General features: G+C 70.5%; 2 protein-coding genes. Both read left to right on the forward strand.

The window, feature by feature from the left end:
* The first annotated feature begins 44 nt into the window (after nt 1-44).
* Nucleotides 45-15,749 carry a type I polyketide synthase gene (locus tag CCN37_RS22730; RefSeq protein ID WP_086824405.1) on the forward strand — a complete coding sequence of 5,235 codons (15,705 nt, stop codon included), beginning with the start codon at nt 45-47 and terminating at the stop codon, nt 15,747-15,749.
* A gap of 9 nt (nt 15,750-15,758) precedes the next feature.
* On the forward strand, nt 15,759-16,409 hold a 651-nt coding region (locus tag CCN37_RS22735; RefSeq protein ID WP_168200805.1), incomplete at its 3' end, for an alcohol dehydrogenase catalytic domain-containing protein.

Here is a 16,409-nt window from a genome sequence, read left to right on the forward strand (position 1 = left end):
TGCGCGACCTAACCTCGGTGCAGGCCGAGGGACGGGTGGCGTGGATGAGCAGCAACGAGGAACGGCTCCTTGAGTACCTGAAGCGCGTGACCGCGGACCTGCGCCAGGCCCGCGGCAGGCTCAAGGAGGTCGAGGAGAAGGACCAGGAGCCCATCGCCGTCGTGGGGATGGGCTGCCGGTACCCCGGCGGGGTCCGTTCCCCGGAGGACCTGTGGCGGCTCGTCGCTGACGGCACCGACGCGATCGGCGAGTTCCCCGGTGACCGGGGTTGGGACGAGGACCTCTACCACCCCGACCCCGGCACCCCCGGCAAGTGCTACACCCGGCACGGCGGATTCCTCTACGACGCGGGGGAGTTCGACCCCGGTTTCTTCGGGATCTCCCCGCGCGAAGCCATTTCCATGGACCCGCAGCAGCGGCTGCTGCTGGAGACCGCGTGGGAAACCGTTGAGCGAGCGGGCATCGATCCGGTCTCCTTGCGCGGCAGTCGAACCGGGGTGTTCGTTGGTTCCGGGTACCAGGACTACGCCACCCAAGCGTTGAGCGTGGCCACGGACTCCGACGGCTACCTCGGGACAGGGAACTCGGCCAGCGTGCTCTCGGGCAGGCTGGCCTACACGTTTGGCCTGGAAGGCCCGACCGTCACCGTCGACACCGCGTGTTCGTCCTCGCTGGTGGCGCTGCACCTGGCCGCGCAGGCGCTGCGGCAGCACGAGTGCACGATGGCGCTCGCCGGTGGCGTGATGGTCATGGCGACTTCTACTGCCTTCGCGGAGTTCGCACGCCAGCGCGGGCTCGCTGCGGACGGCCGCTGCAAGGCCTTCGCTGACGCCGCGGACGGCACCGGATGGTCCGAGGGCGTCGGAATGCTCGTGCTGGAGCGGCTTTCCGACGCGCAGCGCAACGGGCACAACGTCCTCGCCGTCATCCGCTCCACCGCGATCAACTCCGATGGTGCCTCCAACGGCCTGACCGCGCCGAACGGTCCCTCCCAGCAGCGCGTGATCAAGCAGGCCCTCACCAACGCCGGTCTCTCACCCGCCCAGGTCGACGCGGTGGAGGGCCACGGCACCGGCACCGTCCTCGGCGACCCCATCGAGGCGCAGGCGCTCATCGCCACCTACGGCCAGGACCGCCCCGCCGACCGGCCGTTGTGGCTGGGCTCGCTGAAGTCCAACATCGGCCACGCCCAGGCCGCGGCGGGCGTCGGCGGTGTGATCAAGATGATCATGGCTATCCGGAACGGAGTTCTGCCGCGGACCCTGCACGTCGATCAGCCTTCGTCCCATGTGGACTGGTCCGCCGGAGCGGTGCGGCTGCTCACCGAGGCGCAGCCGTGGCCTTCCGTCGACCGCCCGCGTCGTGCCGGTGTCTCGTCCTTCGGTGTCTCTGGCACCAATGCGCATGTGATCGTTGAACAAGCGCCTGCGATTGAAGCTGAAACGATGGTTGAGGCCGTCGAACCGGCCTTGCTGCCGTGGGTGCTCTCCGGACACACCGATGCCGCGCTCCGGGCCCAGGCCGCGCGTCTTCTGTCCTTTGTGGACACACATTCTTCCGTTGACATCGGGCTTTCCCTGGCGACGACGCGGTCGGCTCTGGAGGCGCGAGCCGTGGTGATCGGCTCGTCCCGCGAGGAGCTGCTGGACGGTTTGCGCACGCTGGCCGATGGCTCGACGGCTCCTCGGGTCGTGGCTGGTCACCGCGTTGGCGGGCGCGTGGGCTTCGTGTTCTCCGGTCAGGGGTCGCAGCGCGTCGGCATGGGCCAGGAGCTCTTCGAGGCGTACCCGGTGTTCGCGGACGCCTTTACCGAGGTCGTCCAGTACCTGACGGCGGACGTCAAGTCGCCTGATCTGGACCAGACCGGGAACGCGCAGCCCGCGTTGTTCGCGCTGGAAGTGGCGCTGTTCCGGCTGCTGGAGTCGTGGGGGGTGCGGCCGGACGTCGTCGCCGGGCACTCGATCGGCGAGATCGCCGCCGCCCACGTGGCCGGCGCGCTGTCGCTGGAGGACGCGGTGACGCTGGTCAATGCGCGGGCGCGGTTGATGCAGGCGCTGCCGACCGGCGGCGCCATGGTCGCGATCCAGGCGACCGAGGAAGAAGTGACTCCTCACCTGTCCGGCCAGGTGGGGATCGCGGCGGTCAACGGCCCGACGTCCGTGGTGATCTCGGGAGCTGAGGACGCCGTCACCAGGGCCGCGACGATCTTCTCGGAGCAGGGCCGGAAGACGTCGCGGCTCAAGGTGTCGCACGCGTTCCACTCGCCGTTGATGGAGCCGATGCTGGAGGAGTTCGCCGCAGTCCTAGTTGGGATCGAGTTCCAGGTTCCGGCGATTCCGATCGTGTCGACGCTGACCGGGTCCTTGGTGGAACGCTATTCCGTTGAGTACTGGGTTCAGCACGTGCGGGACTCGGTTCGCTTTGCGGACGGCGTGCGGACGATGCACGCCGAGGAGGTGCGCACGTTCGTCGAGATCGGCCCCGGCGGCGTGCTCTCCGCGATGGTGCAGGGCGTGCTGGACGACGTCGTCGCGGTGCCGGTGCTGCGCGCGGATCGCGGCGAGGCCGAGGCGGCGGTCACCGCGCTGGCCAGCCTGCACGCGCACGGCGTCTCCGTCGACTGGAGCGCGTTCTTCCCGGGCGCCAAGCAGATCGACCTGCCCACCTACGCCTTCCAGCGCGAGCGCTACTGGCTCGACATCCCCGTGCAGGCGGGCGACGCCTCCGGGCTCGGCCTGGCCTCCGCGAACCACCCGCTGCTCAGCGCCGCCGTCGCGCTGCCCGGAGCCGGCCACGTCCTGACCGGCCGGGTGTCGCTGCGAACCCACCCGTGGCTCGCTGATCACGCCATGAACGGCCGCGTGCTCGTGCCCGGCGCCGCCCTCGTGGAGATGGCCGTTCGTGCTGGTGACGAGGTCGGGTGCGGGACCGTCGAAGAGCTGACGCTCGCCGAGCCGATGGCGCTGCCGGAGCGCGGTGCGCGCCAGCTCCGCCTGACCGTGAGCGAGGCCGACGAGTCCGGCCACCGTGACATCACCATCCACTCCCGCGCCGAGGACGCCGCCACCGACGAGCCGTGGTCGCTGCACGCCGTGGGTTCCCTCGCGCCCAACGCCGCTGACCCCGGATTCGATCTGTCGGAGTGGCCGCCCGCCGGGGCCGAAGCCGTTGACCTGGAAGGCTTCTACGAGCGGCTGACCGGCTCGGGCTACGGCTACGGGCCGGTGTTCCAGGGGCTGAGCGCGGCCTACCGCGTCGGCTCCGACGTGTACGCCGAGGTACGCCTGCCCGAAGGCGCGGGCAAGGACGCCGCGGTGTTCGGCCTGCACCCCGCGCTGCTGGACGCGGTGCTGCACGGTCTTTCCCTGTTGCCTGAAGCCACTGTGGACGGTCCCGCGCAGGTGCCGTTCTCGTGGAGCCAGGTCGCGCTGCACGCCTCGGGCGCCACGGCGGTGCGAGCGCGGTTGACCACGGCTGGCCAGGACGCTGTGACACTGGAGCTCGCCGACGAGACCGGAGCGCCGGTCGCGCGCGTCGAGTCGCTGGCGATGCGCACGCTCAGCCTTGACGACCGGCGGCTATCCGAATCGCTGTACCGGATCGACTGGGTTCCCGTCGAGCCCGGCGCCACCGCGCCCGAGGACTTCGTGGTCGCCGAGATCGCGCCACTGTCCACAGAGGACTCCGCGACCGGGATTCGCAAGCGGGTCAACCACGCCCTCACCCTCGCGCAAGCGTGGCTCGACGACGCCGACAGCGGGCAGCTCGTCTTCCTGACCCGCGCCGCGATCAACGTGGAGTCGCCCGACCTCGCGGGCGCGGCGGTGTGGGGCCTGATCCGCTCCGCGCAGGCCGAGAACCCCGGCCGGTTCGTGCTGCTCGACTCCGACGTCTCGGATCGGGCGGCCATCGCTGAGGCGTTGTCGACCGGCGAGGACCAGATCGTGCTCCGCGAGGGCAAGGCGCTCGTGCCCCGGCTGGCCCGCGCTTCCGGTGGCGCCAGCCTGATTCCCCCGCCCGGCTCGCGGCCGTGGTGCCTGACCAGCGGCGGGTCCGCGTTGGACGCGCTCGCGCTCTCGCCCGCGCCGCACGCGGAACGTCCGCTCGGTGCCGGTGAAGTGCGCGTTGAAGTGCGCGCGGCCGGGCTGAACTTCCGCGATGTGCTGATCGCGCTGGGCATGTACCCCGAGCCCGGGCAGATGGGCCTCGAAGGCGCCGGTGTCGTCGTCGAGGTGGGCGAAGGCGTCACCGACCTCAACGTCGGCGACGCGGTGCTCGGCCTGTTCCACGGTTCCTTCGGGCCGGTGGCCACCGCTGACCGTCGCATGATCGCGGTGAAGCCGGAGCACTGGAGCTTCGAGCAGGCCGCCGCCGCGCCGATCGTCTACCTGACCGCGTACTACAGCTTGATCGACCTCGCGGGGCTCCAGTCCGGCGAGCGCGTGCTCATCCACGCCGCCGCCGGTGGTGTCGGCATCGCCGCCGTGCAGCTGGCCAAGCACCTCGGCGCTGAGGTCTTCGCGACGGCCAGCCTCGGCAAGCACGACACCGTGCGCGGGCTCGGCGTCGCCGATGATCACATCGCCAACTCGCGGACCTTGGACTTCGAGCAGGAGTTCCTCGGCGTCACCTCCGGCGCGGGCGTGGACGTGGTGCTGGACTCGCTCGCGCGGGAGTTCGTCGACGCGTCGCTGCGCCTGCTGCCCCGTGGCGGGCGGTTCGTGGAGATGGGCAAGACCGACGTCCGCTCGCCCGAAGTCGTCGCGGCTGACCACCCCGGCGTCGCCTACCAGGCGTTCGACCTGATGGAGGCCGGGCCGGAGCGCATCGGCGAAATGCTGGCCGAGGTGCTGGCGCTGTTCGAGCGCGGTGTGCTTACCCCGCCGCCAGTGTCCACTTGGGACATTCGCCGCGCGCCCGAGGCGTTCCGGCACCTGTCGCGCGCGCAGCACATCGGCAAGGTCGTGCTGACAATGCCGAAGCAGCTCGACCGCGACGGCACCGTTCTGGTCACCGGCGGCACCGGTGGCCTCGGCCAGCTCGTCGCCAAGCACCTCGTCACCGAGCGTGGCGTCCGCAATTTGCTGTTGACCAGCCGTCGCGGCATCGACGCGCCCGGAGCCGCGTCATTGCGGGATGAGCTGGCCGAGCTGGGCGCGGACGTGACGATCGCGGCCTGCGACGTGTCCGACCGCGACGCGCTCGCGGCGTTGATCGCGCAGCACCCGCTGACCGGAGTCGTGCACACGGCGGGCGTTCTGGACGACGGCGTGCTCACCGCGCTGACGCCGGAGCGCGTCGACACCGTGCTCGGGCCGAAGGTCGACGCGGCGCTGCACCTGCACGAACTCGTCGGCGACGTCGCGATGTTCGTCCTGTTCTCCTCCGCCTCGGGCATCTTCGGCACGCCGGGGCAGGGCAACTACGCCGCCGCGAACAGCGCGCTCGACGCGCTCGCGGCTCAGCGGCGCGCGAACGGGCTCACCGCGCACTCGCTGGCCTGGGGCGTCTGGGCCAACGGCATGGCGTCCACTGTGGACTCTGGTCGAAGCAGGGGCGGGTTCGTTCCACTGTCCAATGAGGACGGTGTGGAGCTGTTCGGCCTCGCGTCCACTGTGGACGACGCTGTGCTGGTCCCGATGATGCTGGACTTCGGCGATCTGCGGCAGGCGCCGACCGTGCCGCCGCTGCTGCGCGGGCTCGTGCGCGGGGCTTCCCGTCGAGCGGCGAAGTCCGCCGCGGTAGTCGGTTCCGGGCTTGCTCAGCGGCTGGCGGCGCTGTCGGAGTCCGACCGCTCGGACCTCGTGCTTGAGGTGGTGCGAGCGGAGACGGCGGCCGTGCTGGGGCACAGCGGAGCGGACGCGGTGTCGGCTGGACAGGCGTTCAAGGACATGGGTTTCGACTCGCTCACCGCTGTCGAGCTGCGAAACCGTTTGCAGGCGGCCACGTCGGTGCGTCTGCCCGCCACGCTCGTCTTCGACTACCCGAACGCCACGGTGCTCGCGCGGTTCCTGCTGTCCGAACTGCTCGGCGCGGTGACTGAGGTGACCGTGCAAGCCGCGGTCGCGGTGGACGAGCCGATCGCGATCGTGGGCATGAGCTGCCGCTACCCGGGCGGCATCCGGTCCCCGGAAGACCTGTGGCAGCTGGTGATCTCCGGTGGTGACGGGGTTTCCGGCTTCCCGGAGGACCGCGGTTGGGATGTCGACGGGCTCTTCGACCCGGACTCCGCGCGCAAGGGCACGAGCTACACCCGCGAGGGTGGTTTCCTCGGTGACGCGGCGCAGTTCGACCCGGCGTTCTTCGGGATCTCACCCCGCGAAGCGCTCGCGATGGACCCGCAGCAGCGGTTGCTGCTTGAGGGCACGTGGGAAGCCTTTGAGCGCGCGGGAATCGACCCCGGCTCCGTGCGGGGGAGCCGGACCGGCGTCTTCGTCGGCATGGCGTACCTCGGCTATGGTGCGGGCGTCCAGGACGCGCCCGAGGACGTTGGCGGGCACCTGCTGACCGGCAGCGCGGCGAGCGTGGTTTCCGGTCGTGTCGCGTACACCTTCGGGCTCGAAGGTCCCGCGATCACCGTTGACACGGCGTGCTCGTCGTCGTTGGTGGCGCTGCACATGGCGATCCAGTCGCTGCGCGGTGGCGAGTGCGACATGGCGTTGGCCGGTGGTGTCGCGGTCATGGCCAGCCCCGGCATGTTCGTGGAGTTCAGCCGCCAGCGCGGGCTCGCCGTCGACGGCCGCTGCAAGTCCTTCGCCGAGGGCGCGGACGGCACCGGTTGGGGCGAGGGCGTCGGCCTGCTGCTCGTCGAGCGGCTTTCCGAAGCTGAGCGCCTTGGGCACAACGTGCTCGCGGTCGTGCGCGGTTCGGCGATCAACTCCGATGGCGCGTCGAATGGCTTGACCGCGCCGAACGGTCCTTCGCAGCAGCGCGTGATCCGCCAGGCGCTCGCGAGCGCGGGTCTCCAGCCCTCGCAGGTGCACGCCGTGGAGGCGCACGGCACAGGAACCCGCCTGGGCGACCCCATTGAGGCGCAAGCACTTCTGGCCACCTACGGGCAGGACCGCGACGAGCCGTTGCTGTTGGGGTCGCTGAAGTCCAACATCGGGCACACCCAGTCCGCCGCCGGTGTCGGTGGTGTGATCAAGATGGTGATGGCGCTGCGGCACGGGGTTCTCCCGCCGACGCTGCACGTGGACGCCCCGACCTCGCAGGTCGACTGGTCCGAGGGCAACATTCGCCTGCTCACCGAGGCGGTGGACTGGCCGTCGACCGGTGAACCTCGGCGTGCGGCGGTGTCGTCCTTCGGCATCAGCGGCACCAATGCGCATACGATCATCGAGGAAGCTCCCGTCGCCGCGGCTGCGGTCGAGCCTGGTGACGCGGTCGTGCCGTGGGTGCTTTCGGGGAAGTCGGACGCCGCAGTGCGTGCGCAGGCCTCGCGCTTGCTGTCCTTTGTGGACGATCAGCACCCCGTGGACGTGGCGTTCTCGCTGGCCACCGCGCGGGCCGCGCTGGATTACCGAACCGCCGTCGTGGGCCAGGACCGTGCGGAACTGCTCGCCGGGCTGCGCGGGGTGGTGGCGGGCTCCGAGTCGATCCTCCGTGCTGGGGGTGGCAAGACGGCGTTCGTGTTCTCCGGCCAGGGGTCTCAGCGCGTCGGCATGGGCCAAGAGCTCTTCGAGGCGTACCCGGTGTTCGCGGATGCCTTTACCGAGGTCGTCCAGTACTTGACGGTAGACGTCAAGTCGCCTGACCTGGATCAGACGGGCAACGCTCAGCCTGCTCTGTTCGCCATTGAGGTCGCCCTGTTCCGCCTGTTGGAGTCGTGGGGTGTTCGGCCGGACGTGCTTGCTGGGCATTCGATCGGCGAGATCGCGGCTGCGCATGTGGCTGGGGTGTTGTCGCTACCGGATGCGGCGGTGCTGGTTTCGGCTCGGGCTCGGTTGATGCAGGCGCTCCCGTCTGGTGGGGCGATGGTGGCGGTGCAGGCCTCCGAAGAGGAGGTTCTGCCGCTGCTGACGGATGGCGTGGGGATCGCGGCGATCAATGGGCCGACCTCGGTTGTGCTGTCGGGTGAGGAAGAGGCTGTTCTCGGGGTTGTCGCGCAGTTCTCGGACCGGAAGACCTCGCGGTTGAAGGTGTCGCACGCGTTCCACTCGCCGTTGATGGAGCCGATGCTGGCGGAGTTCGCCGCAGTCCTCAGTGGGATTGAGTTCCGGGCGCCGGGTATTCCGATCGTGTCGACGCTGACCGGGTCCTTGGTGGAACGCTATTCCGTTGAGTACTGGGTTCGGCATGTGCGGGACTCGGTTCGGTTCGCGGACGGTGTGCAGGCGCTGCGAGCGCAGGGCGTGACGCGGTTTGTCGAGGTCGGGCCTGGTGGTGTGCTCTCCGCCATGGTGCAGGGCTGCGTGGACGACGCAGTGGCGGTGCCGGTGCTGCGCGCGGACCGTGTCGAGCCGCAGGCGATCATGACGGCGCTCGGCCAGCTGCACGGGCACGGCGTGCCGGTGGACTGGAAGACCGTCCTGAACGGTGGGCGCACGATCGACCTGCCGACCTACGCGTTCCAGCACGAGCGGTTCTGGCTCGCGCCGAGCGCCCCGGCGGCCGACCCGGTGGACGCGGAGTTCTGGGACGTCGTGGAGCGCGAGGACCTGGAGTCGCTGGCCACCACCCTTGATGTGCCTGCCGATCACCTGAGCACGGTCCTGCCGGGCCTGGCCGCTTGGCGGAGGCTGCGGCACGGACAGTCCGAAGTGGACACTTGGACCTACCGCGAGACGTGGAAGCCGTTGACCGGGCTCGTCTCCGCCGGGCTCAGTGGGAACTGGCTGCTCGCGGTCACCGAAGAGGACGAGCGCTCCGCACTGCTGGCAAAGGAACTCGGTTTCACCACGATCCGGGTCACAACGCGGGAAGACCTCGCGGCGAAGCTGACTGGCGCGGTCGACGGAGTCCTTGCACTGGTGGACACCGTGGGCGCGCTGGTGCTGACCCAGGCCCTGGGCGACGCTGAGGTCGAAGCGCCGCTGTGGTGTGCCACGACGGGCGCGGTCGCGGTGGACAGCGTCGACCAGGTGCGCAACCCCGAGCAGACGCAGCTGTGGGGCTTCGGCCGCACTGCCGCGCTGGAGCACCCCGCGCGCTGGGGCGGCCTGGTTGACCTGCCGGAAGTCCTGGATGCCCGCATCGCGCAGCGGCTGGCGGAAGTCCTCGGACAGTCCACGGAGGACCAACTTGCCGTCCGCGCCTCGGGGATCTTCGGCCGCAGGCTGGCCCACGCGCCCGCACGGCGCGCAGCTCGCGAGTGGACCCCGCGCGGCACCGTCCTGATCACTGGCGGCACGGGAGCCCTCGGCGGGCACGTCGCGAAGTGGCTGGCGAGCGCGGGAGCTGAGCACCTGATCTTGACCAGCCGTCGTGGACCCGACGCGCCGGGAGCATTGGAACTCACGGCAGAGCTGGAAAACCTCGGCGCGCGCGTCACGGTCGCAGCCTGCGACGTGGCCGATCGCGACGCCGTGCGAGCCCTGCTGGACGAGCACGATGTGAACGCCGTTGTGCATACGGCGGGGGTTGCGGACTCCGGTCTGCTCGCCGAGACGAGCACCGCCGCGTTCACCAACGCGCTGGCCGCGAAGGTCGACGGCGCGGTGCACCTCGACGAGCTTTTGGGAGACAAGGAACTCGACGCGTTCGTGCTGTTCTCCTCGATCGCCGGAGTGTGGGGCAGCGGCGGGCAGGCGGCGTACGCGGCGGGCAACGCGTTCCTGGACGGGCTCGCGCGGCAGCGGCGCGCACGTGGGCTGACGGCGACCGCGATCGCGTGGGGGCCGTGGGCCGACGGCGGCATGGTGGCCGACGGCGATGACGAAGAACGCTTGCGCCGCAGGGGTTTGACGGCGATGCCAGCCGCATCCGCGATCACCGCGCTGCGGCGCGCGCTCGACCGCGACGAGACCGCGGTGACCGTGGCCGAGGTGGACTGGGAGCGGTTCATCGGGCCGTTCACGCTCAGCCGCCCGAGCCCGCTGCTCGGAGATCTCCCCGAGGTGCGGGCGGCACTGACCGCTGACGCGCCGACGGGGCTCGGTGCGGGGGCTTCGGCGCTGGTCACGCGCCTCGCCGGGCTCTCGGAGGACGACCAGACCGCCGTCTTGGTCGACCTCGTCCGCGCGCACGCCGCCTCGGTGCTCGGACACACGGGGGTCGGCGCGGTCGAAGCCGGGCTGCGGTTCAAGGAACTCGGGTTCGACTCGCTGACCGCCGTCGAACTGCGCAACCGGATCAACGCCGAGACCGGGCTCGCGCTGCCGCCGACGCTTGTGTTCGATCACCCGACCGCGAACGACCTCGCGACCCACCTGCGTGCCGAACTCACTGGTGCCGGGGCGGTCCAGGACGCCGAGGTGTCCTCGGTGATCACTGATGACGAGCCGATCGCGATCGTGGGCATGGCCTGCCGCTACCCGGGCGGAGTGCGGTCGCCGGAGGAGCTGTGGGAGCTGGTGCGCTCCGGTGCCGACGCGATCTCGGAGTTCCCCGGCAACCGCGGCTGGGACCTGGAAGGGCTCTACCACCCCGATCCCGAGCACAGCGGCACCACGTACACCACGCAGGGCGGCTTCCTGCACGACGCGCCCGAGTTCGACTCGGCGTTCTTCGGGATCAGCCCGCGCGAGGCGATCGCGATGGACCCGCAGCAGCGGCTGCTCCTGGAGACCGCGTGGGAGACCTTCGAGCGGGCCGGAGTGCAGCCGGAAACCGTGCGCGGCAGTGAGACCGGCGTCTTCGTCGGCAACGGTTACCAGGACTACGTCGGCCGCCCGATCACCGTCCCCGAGGGCGTTGAGGGCTACCTGCCCACCGGTAACACCGCGAGCGTGCTCTCCGGCCGGATCTCCTACACCTTCGGGCTGCAAGGGCCCTCGGTCACAGTCGATACCGCGTGCTCGGCGTCGCTGGTGGCGATTCACCTTGCCGCACAAGCGCTGCGCAAGGGTGAGTGCGATCTCGCGCTCGCGGGCGGTGTGATGGTCATGTCCAGCCCGTCCGCGTTCACCACCTCCAGCAAGCAGCGCGCGCTCGCGGTGGACGGCCGCTGCAAGGCCTTCGCTGACTCCGCGGACGGCACCGGTTTCGCCGAGGGCGTGGGCATGATCCTCGTCGAGCGACTGTCCGACGCTCGCCGCAACGGTCACCAGGTGCTCGCGATCGTGCGGAGCAGCGCGGTCAACTCGGACGGCGCCTCCAACGGCCTGACCGCGCCGAGCGGAGCCGCGCAGCGCCGGGTGATCCGCCAGGCGCTGGCCAACGGGGGCCTGCAACCGTCCGAAGTGGACGCTGTCGAAGCGCACGGCACCGGCACGCAGCTCGGCGACCCCATTGAGGCGCAAGCACTTCTGGCCACCTACGGTCGCGACCGCGAACAGCCCCTGCACATCGGAAGCCTCAAGTCCAACATCGGGCACACGCAGGGTGCCGCGGGTGTTGGTGGTGTGATCAAGATGGTCATGGCCATCCGCAACGGTGTGCTGCCGAAGACTCTGCACGTGGACGAGCCTTCGACCAGCATCGATTGGTCGGCGGGCAACGTGCGCGTGCTGACCGAGGCCGTGGAGTGGCCGGAGGTCGACCGTCCGCGCCGCGCCGGTGTCTCTTCCTTTGGTATGAGCGGCACCAACGCGCATGTGATCATCGAGCAGGCGCAGGAGACGCCGGTCCTTACGACGGTGGAGCGCCCGGAGCAGAACGTCGCCTGGCTGGTCTCGGGCAAGTCGACCGGGGCACTCAGCGCTCAGGCTCGACGGATTCAGTCCTTTGTGGACTCGAACCCGGAGATCGACATCGCGGACATCGCGTTCTCGCTGGTCACCAAGCGGACCGCCTTCGACAACCGCGCGGTCGTGGTGGGCGGGGACCGCGAGGAGCTGCTGCGCGGGCTCGCCGCGTTGGGGGAGAAGGAGCCCGCTGGCAACCTGGTGCAGGGCTTCGCGTCCTCGCCGGGCAAGGTCGCCTTCGTCTTCCCCGGTCACGGGTCGCAGTGGGCGGAGATGGCCAAGGAGCTGCTGGAGACCTCGCCGGTCTTCGCGGCCAAGGCCCACGCCTGCGCCGAAGCCTTCAAGCCCTACGTGGACTGGTCGGTGCTCGACGTGCTGCGCGCTGAGCCCGGCGTGCCTGACCTGGACCGCGTCGACATCGCGCAGCCGGTGCTGTTCACGGTGATGGTGTCGCTGGCCGAGCTGTGGCGCTCGCACGGCGTGACGCCCGCCGCTGTCATCGGCCACTCGCAGGGCGAGGTCGCCGCCGCGCACTTCGCCGGGGCGCTGAGCCTGGAGGACGCGGCGCGGATCGTGGCGCTGCGCATCAGGTCGCTGATGAAGCTGGTGGGCAAGGGTGCCATGCTCGCTGTCGCCTCCCCGGCCGACGAGATCGCCAGGCGGCTCGAACGCTTCGGTGACCAGCTCTCCGTCGCCGCGATCAACGGGCCTGCGGCCCTCACGGTATCCGGTTCGCCCGAGGCGGTGGACGAGCTGCTCACGGAGCTGAAGGCGGATGGGTTCCGGGCCCGCAAGGTACGCGGTGCCAACGGCGCCGGGCACTCCGCGCAGATCGAGGTGCTGCGCGAGGAACTGCTGGAGGCCCTGGCCCCGGTCTCCCCGCTCGCCTCGGACATCCCGTTCTACTCCACGGTGACCGGTGATCGGATCGACACGACGGAGCTGAACGCCCAGTACTGGTACCGCAACGCCCGCGAGAGCGTGCTGTTCGAGCCAACCGTGCGCAAGCTGCTGGAGGACGGCTTCGGCGCGTTCGTCGAGTCGAGCTCGCACCCGCTGCTGGTCAGCGCCGTGCAGGAGATCGCGGACGACGCCGGGAGCACTGTGGTCGTCGGTGGCTCGCTGCGCCGCGACGAGGGTGGCCTGCGCCGATTCCTGTTGTCGGCGGCCGATCTGCACGTCAACGGCGTGCGCGTGGACTGGGCGGCGGTCACGCCCGGAGCGGTCGCGGTTGATCTGCCGACCTACCCCTTCCAACGCCAGCGCTACTGGCTGGAGAACGCCGCCCCCGTGGAGACCGACCCCGCGTCGGCGGAGTTCTGGAGCCTGGTGGAGGGAGATGACCTCCAGGGCCTGGCGTCGGCGGTGGGCGGCGACGAGGAGCTGATCAAGCCGGTCCTGCCATTGCTGTCCGCGTGGCGCAAGCAGAGCCGCCAGAAGTCCACAATGGACGATTGGCGCTACCGCATCGCCTGGCGGCCCGTGCCCGAGGACGACCTGGCCGTGATCACCGAGCCCGTGCTCGTGGTCGTGCCCGCTGGGGCGGACCAGGACTGGGTCGTCCCGAACATGACCACTGTCGAGCTGCCCCTCGAAGCAGACCGACAGGAAGCAGCCGCGAAGCTGGCCGAAGCTATCGGCGGGCAGCAGCCCGCGCGCGTGCTCTCCCTGCTGGGCCTCGCCGAAGGACAGCACCCCGAGCACCCGACGTTGTCGACCGGGTTGGCCTTGTCGCTGGTGTTGGTGCAGGCGCTGGGCGATCTCGACGTGAGCGCGCCGCTGTGGTGCGCGACGCGGGGCGCGGTCTCGATCGGCCGCTCCGACGCGGTGTTCAACCCGACGCAGACGCAGCTGTGGGGCTTCGGGCGAGTCGCCGCGCTGGAGCACTCCGCGCGCTGGGGCGGCCTGGTCGACCTTCCCGCCGTTCCGGACGAGCGGGTGCTGCGCCGCCTCGCGCAGGTGATCGGACAGTCCACAGAGGACCAACTCGCCGTCCGTGAGTCCGGGATGTTCGCGCGCCGCATGGTCCGCGCGGGAACCACTGCGACCGGCGAGTGGACACCGCGCGGCACGGTGCTGATCACCGGCGGCACGGGCGGGGTCGGCAGGCATCTCGCCACCTGGCTGGCTGGCGCCGGGGTCGAGCACCTGGTGCTGACAAGCCGCCGTGGCTTGGACGCGCCCGGCGCACCAGAACTCAAGGCGGAGCTGGAGAAAACCGGTGTCAAGGTGACGATCGCCGCGTGCGACATCGCCGACAAGCTCGCCCTGGCGAAGCTGCTCGCGGAGAACCCGGTCAACGCCGTGCTGCACGCGGCGGGCACCGCGCGGTCCTCGTTGCTGTCGCAGGCCGACTTCGCGGAGTTCGCCGAAGCCGCCGCGTCCAAGGTCACCGGCGCGATCAACCTCGACGACCTGTTGGCGGACACCGAACTCGATGCCTTCGTGCTCTTCGCCTCTGGAGCCGGGGTGTGGGGCAGCGGTGGCCAGGCCTCCTACGCCGCGGCCAACGCGTTCCTGGACGGGCTCGCGCAGTGGCGCCGGGCTCGCGGCCGCACTGCCACCTCGATCGCCTGGGGTGGTTGGGACGGCGGCGGCATGGTCGACGACGCGGTCCGCGAGCGCGGCGAGAAGCGCGGGCTCGGCGCGATGGCTCCGGAACTCGCGATCAAGGCGCTGCGCCAAGCCGTTGAGCACGGGGAGACCGCGCTGACCGTGGCCCCGATCGACTGGACGCGCTTCCACCCGGCGTTCACCGTGGGCCGCCCGAGCCCGCTGCTCTCCGAGCTGCCGGAGGTTCGCGAACTGTCCACAGTGGAGGAAGAAGCGCCGACCGGAGAAGCGACGATCACCAGCGAGCTGGCCGGGCTCTCACCGGAGGAGCAGGAACAGCGGCTGCTGGAGCTGGTCCGCGCGCAGAGCGCCGTGGTGCTGGGCTACGCCTCGGCCGAGGACGTCCAAGCCGCGCAACCGTTCCTGGAGCTGGGCTTCGACTCGCTGACCGCGATCGACCTGCGCAAGCGGCTATCCACGGCGATCGGGGTCAACCTGCCCGCCGGGCTCGCGTTCGACCACCCGACGCCCGCCAAGCTCGCCGCGCACCTGCGATCGCTGCTCGGCGAGAGCACGCCGACGGAGCGGCCGACCGACATGCTCGTGCAGCTCTACCAGCGGGCTACCGAGCGCGGCGAAGTCATGGCCGCCATGGGAATGCTCATGCAGGCCGCCGCGTTCCGGTCGACCTTCGACGACCCCGCGAAGCTCGACGCGCGACCGGAACCCGTGCGGTTCTCGCAGGGCGACGGGGACGCGCTGATCTGCTTCACGCCGTACGTGGTCCCGGCGGGCGCGCACCAGTACGCGCGGTTCGCCGCCACCTTCCGGGGCGAGCGGGACGTGTGGGCGCTGCCGCACCCCGGCTTCGGCGAGGGAGAGCTTCTTCCGTCCACAATGGACGCACTGCTGAGGCTGCACGCCGAGACGGTGCTGGAGTGCGCCGGGGACAAGCCGATCGTGCTGCTGGGCTACTCCTCCGGCGGCTGGATCGCCCACGGCGTCGCCGCCCACCTGGAGGACATGGGCGTCAAGCCGCGCGCTGTGGTGATGGTGGACAGCTTCTCCCGCAAGGCTCCCGTGAACCTCACCGTGCTGGGCGCGATGGCCAACGAGCAGGCGGTGCGACTGGAGTTCATGACTGCGGGCGGTGAACAGCTCACCGCGATGGGCGGCTACGAACGCCTGCTCCAGGAGTGGGAGGTGCCGGAGATCCAGGCGCCGACGCTGCTCGTGCGCGCGGGCGAGGCCACGTTGCGCGACTGCGCGGAGGGCGACGGCAGGGCCGCGCCGCCCGAGCACGTCCTGGAAACCGTTGAGGTGCCAGGAAACCACTACACGATGTTGGAAGACCACGCGGGCACCACCGCTGAGGCGGTCCAGACCTGGCTCACCCCGCACACCACCTAGGAGCAAGCCATGACGAAGTCGCTCTACGAGCTCGGCGAGGTGCCTCCGCTCGGCGAGGTGCCCGAGACGATGTACGCGTCGGTGATCCGCCAGGACCGCTTCGGGCCGCCGAAGCAGGCCTTCCGCACCGAGGTCATCCCCACGCCGGCGGTCGGCAGGGGACAGGTGCTGGTCTACGTGATGGCCGCGGGGATCAACTACAACAACGTGTGGGCCGCGCTGGGCATGCCGATCGACGTGATCAAGATGCGTCAGGCAGCCGGTCAGACCGAGGACTTCCACGTCGGCGGCTCCGAGGCCTCCGGTGTGGTGTGGGCGGTCGGCGACGGCGTGAAGAACGTCTCCGTGGGTGATCACGTCGTGGTCTCCGGCGGCCAGTGGGACGAGACCGCCGAGGACATCCGGCTCGGCACCGACTACATCGTCTCGGCCGGGGCGACCGCGTGGGGCTACGAGAGCAACTACGGCTCCTTCGCCCAGTTCTGCCGCGTCGACGACTACCAGTGCCACCCCAAGCCCAAAGACCTGACGTGGGAGGAGGCGGCCTGCTTCATGCTCACCGGGCCGACCGCCTACCGGCAGCTCCTGGGTTGGGAGGGCAACACCGTCAAGCCCGGCGACCCCGTGCTGATCTGGGGCGGGGCGGGCGGGCTCGGCTCG

Origin of the sequence: Allokutzneria sp. NRRL B-24872 (assembly GCF_002155965.1) — a bacterium.
Classification (GTDB): domain Bacteria; phylum Actinomycetota; class Actinomycetes; order Mycobacteriales; family Pseudonocardiaceae; genus Allokutzneria.

What these genes read in the sequence shown, in the direction of transcription:
- CCN37_RS22730 (WP_086824405.1), top strand. Translation starts at nt 45, where the DNA reads ATGAGCAGCAACGAGGAACGGCTCCTTGAGTACCTGAAGCGCGTGACC.